The following is an 8,660-nucleotide window of genomic DNA, read 5'->3' as shown; positions in this document are numbered from 1 at the left end:
GTTGCATTGAGGTTGGCAGAAAACTTGCAGCAGGATGAACCGCTGACGTTATTTAACATCAAGGTGTAGAGGCTTGCCGCTTCTGACCTGATGTAAACGACGGACTTTCAGCACCGCCGCACCCGAGAGGGGCCGGCGGTGTTCTGCGTTTTGGGGGAGGGGGTTTCGGCTACATAGTGTTACAAACTAGAGGGTTAAATAGGCAAAGTTTTGCCGCCTCTTGCCGATAAACTGTACAGAAGCGATTTTCGCTCCCTTGAGGAGACAGGGTTATGTCAATTTCATCGTTAGGCATTGGTTCCGGGGTTCTTACCTCCGATCTGGTTGACCAACTGGTCGCGGCGGAGCGTAAGCCGACGGAACAGCGGCTGAATTTTAATCAGCAGCGTTCCGAGGCTCTGATTTCGGCGTACGGCAAGCTCCGCAGTGCTGTAACCGAGCTGCGCTTGCCCATGCGTCAACTCAGTTCGCCGGATAACCTGAAGGCTTTTTCGGCATCGTCATCCAATGGGGATATCGGGGTGTCGGTTGACAGCACCAAGGCGAGCCGGGGCACCTACAGTGTTGAGGTGACCAGCCTGGCATCTGCACAGGCCCTGGCGTCTCAGGCGGTATTTGCGGACCGGGACTCAACCAGCGTTGGCCAGGGCACCCTGGAGCTTTCAGTGGGTGACAAGATCACCAACGTTACGATTGATAGCAGCAATGATTCGTTGCAGGGGCTGGCGAATGCCATCAATGAATCCGATGCCGGGGTCTCCGCCGGTGTAATTGATACCGGTGACGGATACCAATTGGTGCTTTCCGCTGACGATACCGGCACCGCCAATTCTGTCAGTATTTCTGTCAGTGACGATACCGGTGGCACCAATACGGACAACGAGGGGCTTTCTCGTTTCGCGTTCAACGACGCTATGGACCCGGATGCTGGCCTCCAGGAAACCATTGCTGCCAGTGATGCGGTGATGAGCGTCAATGGCGTTGAAGTCACCCGCTCCTCCAACACCTTCGAAAATGTGATCGACGGTCTGACCTTTGATGTCGCCGCCCTCGGCACGTCGACTGTCAAGGTGGAGCAGGATCTGGGTGCGGTGGCGGATCGGGTTCAGGGCTTTGTCGACAAGTTCAATGCGCTGCAGTCCACCATCGACAGTCTTGCCGGGTTCGACACAGAGACCGGCACTGGCAGTCTGCTGACGGGTGATTCCACCGTTCGTAACATCCAGAACCAGTTGCGGGGCATTCTTACCCGTGTTGTTCCAGGTATGGAGAATGCCGGTGTGCGCAGCCTGGCGGATGTGGGCATTACCACCGACTGGGAAACCGGTGGGCTCGAGTTTGACCGGGAGAAGTTCGAGAAGCAGCTCAAGGCCAATCCGGATGATGTTACAGCGCTGTTTGCTGAGCAGGGCAGAACCTCTGATGGCCAGGTTGAGTTTGTGCGCAGTGGCGTGGACACGGAACCGGGAAAATACGACATCAACGTGACTCAGGCGGCCACTCGTGGCCAGCTTGTGGGCGGGACTGCGTTGGGCAACAGCTTCGATATCACCGATACCAATGACGAGCTTACCCTGAAGGTAAATGGCGATATTACGGCCAACCTGGCACTGACTCAGGGTGCCTATGCCGACCAGCAAAGCATGCTGGACGAGATTCAGGCGCAGCTGGATGCCAACGATGCATTGAGTGCGGCCGGTGTTTCGGTTCAGGCCGGAGTGGATGGCGCAGGTAACCTGAGCTTCACTTCTTCCAGCTATGGCAGTGAGTCGGGTGTTTCGCTGTCTTCTGCGGAAAATGCGGCTACATTCGGCCTGGACACCAATTCCAGTACCAGTGGGCTGGATGTGGCCGGGACGATCGATGGCAGGACAGCAGAGGGCGATGGACAGGTTCTGTTTTTGTCCAGTGATAACGGTGGTGCATCCGGCCTGCAGGTTCGGATTTTGGGAGACCAGACAGGTGATCGTGGCTCAATAACCTTCATTGAAGGGGTTGGCGAGCGCACTGTGGACCTGGTCACCAACATGGTGGGCGCTGGCGGTGCCTTTGAATCCCGTACAGACAGCCTTAACCGTGAGCTGGACCAGATTCAGGAAAGCCACACCAGGCTGGATGAGCGGCTCGCAGCTTACCGGGAGCGCCTGGTCAGCCAGTTCAGCGCTGCAGATGCTCTGATTTCCCAGCTCAATAGTACCCGGGACTACGTCACCCAGCAGCTTGCTGCATTGGCACCACAGAACAATGGCAATAATTGATAATTATTGCTTAAAGAGCGGATAAAGAGGTTACCTATGAACGGTTTGCAGGCATACCAGCGGGTCAACACCCAAACCAGCATCATCGATGCGGATCCACACAAGCTGGTCCAGCTTCTGTACAACGGAGCCCTGGAGCGCATCAACATGGCCAAGGCCCGGATGCAGGCGAAGGACTTTGAGGGCAAAGGCAAGCTCATCTCCAAGGCCATTGAAATCCTCGGCGGCCTGCGCGGCTTCCTGGATTTTGAGAAGGGCGGAGATCTCGCTGTGCGTCTTGAAGGTCTTTATGACTATATGGAGCGCACCCTGTTCGAAGCAAACGCAAAGAACGATGTCGCCAAGCTTGATGAAGTGGCCGACCTGCTACGGTCCATGAAAGAAGGCTGGGACGGTATCCGTGAAGAGGTAGCGGGGCAGCAGGCTCAGGTCGCGGGCTGATAGCCATTCCCCCCGCTCTCCCGTACAATATGCGCCTTCTTTTACTGACCCCGATTTCAGGATTTGGAGCAAGGGTATGTCTGATATCAAGAAGGTGGTGCTGGCCTATTCCGGTGGGCTGGACACGTCTGTCATCGTTCGCTGGCTGCAGGACACCTACAACTGTGAGGTGGTGACCTTTACCGCCGACATCGGCCAGGGCGAGGAAGTGGAACCGGCGCGTGCCAAGGCGGAAGCCCTGGGCGTGAAGGAGATCTACATTGAGGACCTGCGCGAGGAATTCGTGCGTGATTACGTGTTCCCTATGTTCCGCGCCAACACCGTCTACGAAGGCGAATACCTGTTGGGCACCTCCATTGCCCGCCCGCTGATTGCCAAACGCCTGATCGACATTGCCAATGAAACCGGCGCAGATGCCATTTCCCACGGCGCGACTGGCAAGGGTAACGACCAGGTGCGTTTCGAGCTGGGTGCCTACGCGCTGAAGCCTGGTGTGCGAGTGATTGCGCCCTGGCGCGAGTGGGACCTCAACTCCCGCGAGAAACTGCTGACCTATTGCGACGAGCGCAACATTCCGGTGGAGAAGAAAAAGGGCAAGTCCCCTTACTCCATGGATGCCAACCTGCTGCACATCTCCTACGAAGGCATCAACCTGGAAGATCCTTGGGCGGAAGCCGAGGAAGACATGTGGCGCTGGAGCGTCTCGCCCGAAGCGGCACCAGACCAGCCAACTTACATTGAACTGACCTACAAAAAGGGCGACATCGTTGCCATCGACGGTCAGGACATGAAGGCTCACGTGGTACTGGAAACCCTGAACAAGGTGGGCGGCGATAACGGCATTGGCCGTCTGGACATCGTCGAGAACCGTTACGTCGGCATGAAGTCCCGTGGTTGCTACGAAACGCCGGGCGGCACCATCATGCTGCGCGCGCACCGTGCCATCGAGTCCATCACGCTGGACCGGGAAGTGGCGCACCTGAAAGACAGCATCATGCCGCGCTACGCGGAAGTGGTCTACAACGGTTACTGGTGGTCGCCGGAGCGTGAAGCGCTGCAGGCACTGATCGACCAGACCCAGCACTACGTCAACGGTACCGTTCGCCTGAAGCTGTACAAGGGCAATGTGGACGTGGTTGGCCGCAAGTCTGATGACTCACTGTTTGATGAGAAGATCGCCACCTTTGAGGAAGACCAGGGTGCCTACGATCAGAAAGACGCGGAAGGCTTCATCAAGTTGAACGCTCTGCGGTTGCGTATTGCGGCCGGCAAGGGCCGCAAGCTCTGATTCAGGCTCGCAGGTTTCGAAAATGCCCGGCACAGTCCGGGCGTTTTTGTATCTGGCGTTAGGGTAGGGGTGAGGCTGAACGGCGGGCAATAAAAAAGCCAGCTCATGGGAGCTGGCTTGAAATCAAAACTCAAGGAAAGAACGAAAGTGCCTGAAAAATTCGTTAATTCTGCGGACTCGTTTCCCATACGACGGCGGAGGTACTACACGGCTCCTCCACCAATGGGCGGATACTGCTTAAATCCACAATTGCAGAATAGGGCTTTCGGGCGGGCAAGTCTGTTTGTGATGTGTGTCGCAGTGTTACGGAATGTGTTGTCGGATTACGCTGTGCTAATCCGACCTACGGTGAGTTTGGGGGTTTGTAGGTCGGATTAGGCCCGCAGGGCCGTAATCCGACAGGGTCCTCAGGCGTCTGCTTTGAGTTCCGGTGCGGTTTCGGTGAACCGCCGGGTTTCGTAGGCATCCACCAGGCCCTGAACCGCGGCTCGCTCTACGTCCTGCACACTGGGCGTGCCGTTCTGGGCGTCGGATTTGCACAGCACCATGCCGGCTTCCACGGAAATATACCCGGCGGTGGTTTTCAGGGCTTTGTGGTTAATGCCGTCAAACACACGCCGGAACGCCGAAGTGGTGCAGTTATCGCTGGTGGGGAAATAAGCCACGATGGCGTACTGGTTGTCACCCACCCGGCACAGCGCGTCCATCGGGCGGATCAGGTGGCTCAGGCGGCGGGCGATGCCAATGGCCAGCTCGCTCATCACCGACGGCGGGTGCTTGCGCTTGAGTTCCTGCCAGTTACGCACGCCGCACAGCACATAGGCGGTCGAGCCGTTTCGGGACTCGGCGTGGCGCAGGGTTTTACCCAGCCGCTCCCGGGTGTACTTGTTGTTGCACAGCCCGGTTTCCAGATCGATGATGTTGGTGGCTTCCAGCTCCCGGTTGTTTTCGATCAGCAGGGAATTGGCGCGCAGCAGGGTGTTCTGGCGGTCCGCCATGCGGTCGGCGGCGAAGATGCGTGGAATCAGCTGCTTGGTCATGTCGGATTTGTAGATGAAATCGTCGACGCCGCGATCAAAGGCTTCCGACAGGGCTTCCACACTTTCCCGTGCGGTGAGCAGGATCACGTAGGTGTAGTGGTTGTCCTGTTCGTCCTGCTGGCGGACCTGGTCGGTCAGCTCCAGGCCGTCCATTTCCGGCATCAGCCAATCGGCAATCAGCACGCTCACCGGGCGCTGTTCAATCAGCGCGAGGGCTGCGGTCGCATTATTGGCGATGCGTACGTCGCGATATCCGGCATTTCGCAGGGTGCGGCCAACCACCATACTGCTGAACTTCGCGTCGTCTACTACGAGGATGGGGAGATCCAGATTTGGCATTGTTATCTACTTTTAACCAGTCCATTGTCAGATGCGGTAAGGTGCGTGTCTTGCTATGCTTCGCCCTTAATATCAGTGGCTAAAGTATACCCCTAACAGTGAGCGGAGAATAACGACCATGCCCTCTTTTGACATTGTTTCAGAAATCGACATGCACGAAGTGACCAACGCGGTGGATCAGGCGAAGAAAGATCTGGCCACTCGCTGGGATTTCAAGAACGTGGAAGCGAGTATCGAGCATGACGACAAGGGCATTACCATCGGTGCCGAGCAGGAGTTTCAGCTGGAGCAATTGATGGAAATGCTCCGTATGGCCTTTGCCAAACGCAAAATCGACGGCCGCGCCCTGACCGAGGACGGCGAGAGCAAATCCGGCAAGCTGGTAAAGCAACACCTGTTGCTGAAGCAGGGCATCGAAACCGACATGGCGAAGAAAATCGTCAAGATGATCAAAGAAGCCAAGCTGAAGGTACAGGCCAGCATTCAGGGTGACAAAGTGCGGGTGACCGGCAAGAAGCGGGACGACCTGCAAACCGCCATCGCCCTGCTGAAGGAAACCGAGCTGGAGATTCCTCTGCAGTTCAACAATTTCCGCGACTGATCCGGAGGCCGCACCATCTTATCCGGAACCCGCCTGGCGCTGCTCAGGGACGCGCTCTATACCTACACCCGCTGGCAGGTCATCGCCCTGCTGTTTCTGGGGTTTTCCGCAGGCCTGCCATTTCTGCTGGTGTTTTCCACGCTGAACGCTCGCCTGGCGGATGTGGGCGTGGAAACCGCCACCATCGGGTTTTTCAGTTGGCTGGGCATTACCTATTCCATCAAGGTGTTCTGGGCACCGGTGGTGGATCGGCTGAAACTGCCGCTGCTGGATCGCTTGCTGGGCAAGCGTCGTAGCTGGATTCTGCTGGCGCAGGCGGGCATTGCCACCGGGCTGTATTTAATGGCGCAAGTGGATGCCATTGCCGCTCCGGAGATGATGGCCCTGTGCGGGCTGTTGGTGGCGTTTTCCTCGGCCACGCAGGATGTGGCCATTGATGCCTACCGTATCGAAATTGCCGAAGAGCGACTGCAGGCGGCACTGGCCGCCACCTATATTTTCGGCTACCGGCTGGCATTGCTGGTGGCCGGTGCCGGTGCGCTCTATCTGGCGGAATTCTGGTCCTGGCAGGTGTCCTACGAAGTCATGGCCCTGCTGGTGGGCGTGGGCGCGATCACCGTTCTGGTGGTGCGCGAGCCGAAGGTGAACCATTTTGCCGCCGCTCAGGACATAGCCCACAAGATCGAAGAGGAAGCCAGCAACCGCGCCCATCTGAATCCCCGCCTGGCGCGGATGATTGGCTGGTTCTACGCCGCCGTCGCGGGGCCGTTTCTGGATTTCTTCCGGCGCTACAAAGAGCTGGCCATTCTGATTCTGGTGATGGTGGCGGTGTACCGCATATCCGACATTGCCATGGGGGTGATGGCCAATCCGTTCTACCTGGATTTCATGGGCTTCAGCAAAACCCAGGTGGCGGATGTCACCAAGATTTTCGGTTTCTTCATGACCATCGCCGGCTCACTCCTGGGCGGGGTGATGGTCATGCGCTACGGCGTTCGCAGGATTCTCCTGATTGGCGCGGTGATGACGGCGGCCACCAACCTGCTGTTTGTTGTGCTGGCCCAGTATCCGCCCGATATCGTAACCCTCGCTGCGGTGGTCAGCGCTGATAACCTCAGTGGCGGCATCGCCAACGTGGCGTTGATCGCCTGGCTTTCCAGCATGACCAGCGCCTCCTTCACCGCCACTCAGTATGCGCTGTTCAGCTCGCTGATGACCCTGCCAGGCAAGTTCATCGGCGGCTTCTCCGGCATCGTCGTGGCAGACTTCGGCTACGCCCAGTTTTTTCTCGTCTCCGGGTTCATGGGCGTGCCCGCGATCCTGCTGGCCGTCTTTATGATCCGCCAGGGGGCAAGGCTGGATGCCTTGGCACCGCGGAATGAGGAAATGGAGAGTGTTGGTGAGACTCGGTGAGGTTCGGCGTGGGTGGATTAACGGGGATTGTCGGATTACGCTTTGCTAATCCGACCTACACAATTACGCAACGAGGTTAACTCTGAACGTAGGTCGGATTAGCGCAGCGTAATCCGACAACCCCACTCAACCCGCGAGCTCAGTGATGCCCGAACCCACAAAAGAGCAAAAAATCTGGCAGGTCGTTGCTTCGATCCCTCCGGGCTGTGTTGCCAGCTACGGCCAGGTCGCCGACATGGCCGGTCTTGGCCGCCAGGCACGCTTTATAGGTCGCGCCCTGGGTAAATTGCCGGCAGGCCATTCTATCCCGTGGTACCGGGTCATCCGCAGTACCGGTCAGATCGCGTTTCCGCAAGGTTCGGACCCATACGAAACACAGGTTCATAAATTGCGGGAAGAAGGCGTAGAGGTATTGGGTGGCAGAGTCGCTATGCGGCGATTTCAGTGGCAGCCGTAAGGTGGGTGCCGAGTGGTCCGGCATGACTTTATTTGTCGGGTTACGCTGCGCTAACCCGACCTACGTTTGAGCCTGCAATGGAGCTGCATGTGACGTGGTATTTGTCGGGTTACGCTTTGCTAACCCGACCTACGGTGGAACCTGCATGTGACGCGTAGGTCGGATTAGGCGAAGCCGTAATCCGACACCAGAAAGCGGTAGGAATGGCGGCTGCAAAACGTAGGTCGGATTAGGCCCGGCGGGCCGTAATCCGACAAAAAAACGAACCATACAAGGACGTATGATGAACTATCGAAGAAACCGTGTTCCCGGTGGCACCTATTTTTTTACGGTCGTGACGGCTGACCGCGCACCGATTCTAAAGTCCCCATCTGCCGTCTCCTGTCTGCGGGCTTCCTTTCGCTCCGTTTTGCCACGGTACCCGTTTTCCATCGACGCGATGGTAGTTTTGCCTGACCACATTCATTGCGTCTGGACGCTGCCCGGTGAAGATGATGATTACTCGCTCCGTTGGCGTTTGATAAAGACCGGGTTCACCAAGCGCTTGCAGCGTCTACCGGGAGAAGCAGGCCTGATTTCTCAGTCCATTTGGCAGAAGCGGTTTTGGGAACACACTGTCAGGGATGATTTGGATTTTGCGAGGCATGTTGATTACATTCACTTTAATCCGGTGAAGCATGGATACGTCTCGCGGGCCGCGGATTGGCCGTATTCCAGTTTTCATCGGTATGTTCGGGAGGGGATGCTGCCGGTGGATTGGGCGGTTGGTGAGGAGGTTTTGGTGGGGGTTGGTCGGGAATAGGGGGCGGTTTTGGGGTTAGGT

Annotated in this window: 8 protein-coding genes and 1 pseudogene; 8 read left to right on the top strand and 1 reads right to left on the bottom strand. The window is 57.3% G+C overall.

The genetic code is table 11. From position 1 onward, the window contains the following. From WD429_RS03285 to WD429_RS03270, 4 genes and pseudogenes are all read left to right on the top strand, one after another. Positions 1–69: pseudogene (locus tag WD429_RS03285) on the top strand (flagellar biosynthesis protein FlaG); the annotation flags it as partial. Positions 70–272: 203 nt separating this feature from the next. Next, the gene (fliD, locus tag WD429_RS03280; RefSeq protein WP_368420743.1) at positions 273–2,258 is read left to right on the top strand and encodes a flagellar filament capping protein FliD; all 1,986 of its coding nucleotides are present in this window, start codon (positions 273–275) and stop codon (positions 2,256–2,258) included. A gap of 36 nt (positions 2,259–2,294) precedes the next feature. After that, the gene (gene fliS, locus WD429_RS03275) at positions 2,295–2,699 is read left to right on the top strand and encodes a flagellar export chaperone FliS (protein WP_368420742.1); all 405 of its coding nucleotides are present in this window, start codon (positions 2,295–2,297) and stop codon (positions 2,697–2,699) included. Between the two features lie 76 nt (positions 2,700–2,775). Beyond that, the gene (locus WD429_RS03270; protein ID WP_368420741.1) at positions 2,776–3,987 is read left to right on the top strand and encodes an argininosuccinate synthase; all 1,212 of its coding nucleotides are present in this window, start codon (positions 2,776–2,778) and stop codon (positions 3,985–3,987) included. A gap of 407 nt (positions 3,988–4,394) precedes the next feature. Here WD429_RS03270 and WD429_RS03265 read toward each other — a convergent pair whose 3' ends face one another. After that, a complete protein-coding gene (locus WD429_RS03265; protein ID WP_368420740.1) occupies positions 4,395–5,366 on the bottom strand; it encodes a response regulator in 972 nt (323 codons plus the stop codon). Positions 5,367–5,484: 118 nt separating this feature from the next. Here WD429_RS03265 and WD429_RS03260 point away from each other — a divergent pair, with 118 nt between their 5' ends. The 4 genes from WD429_RS03260 to WD429_RS03245 all read left to right on the top strand — a co-directional run bounded on the left by WD429_RS03260 (position 5,485) and on the right by WD429_RS03245 (position 8,639). Further along, positions 5,485–5,967: a YajQ family cyclic di-GMP-binding protein gene (locus WD429_RS03260; protein ID WP_368420739.1), complete on the top strand. Its 483-nt coding sequence runs from the start codon at positions 5,485–5,487 to the stop codon at positions 5,965–5,967. Positions 5,968–6,057: 90 nt separating this feature from the next. Further along, the gene (locus tag WD429_RS03255; protein WP_368420744.1) at positions 6,058–7,380 is read left to right on the top strand and encodes an MFS transporter; all 1,323 of its coding nucleotides are present in this window, start codon (positions 6,058–6,060) and stop codon (positions 7,378–7,380) included. A gap of 145 nt (positions 7,381–7,525) precedes the next feature. Continuing rightward, positions 7,526–7,837, top strand: a complete 312-nt coding sequence (locus WD429_RS03250) for an MGMT family protein (protein ID WP_368420738.1) — start codon at positions 7,526–7,528, stop codon at positions 7,835–7,837. Between the two features lie 280 nt (positions 7,838–8,117). Then, positions 8,118–8,639 carry a transposase gene (locus WD429_RS03245; RefSeq protein ID WP_368420737.1) on the top strand — a complete coding sequence of 174 codons (522 nt, stop codon included), beginning with the start codon at positions 8,118–8,120 and terminating at the stop codon, positions 8,637–8,639. Positions 8,640–8,660: the final 21 nt, after the last annotated feature.

Source organism: Marinobacter sp. (assembly GCF_040904845.1).
Taxonomy (GTDB): domain Bacteria; phylum Pseudomonadota; class Gammaproteobacteria; order Pseudomonadales; family Oleiphilaceae; genus Marinobacter.
This window is presented reverse-complemented; position numbering and strand designations above follow the sequence as displayed.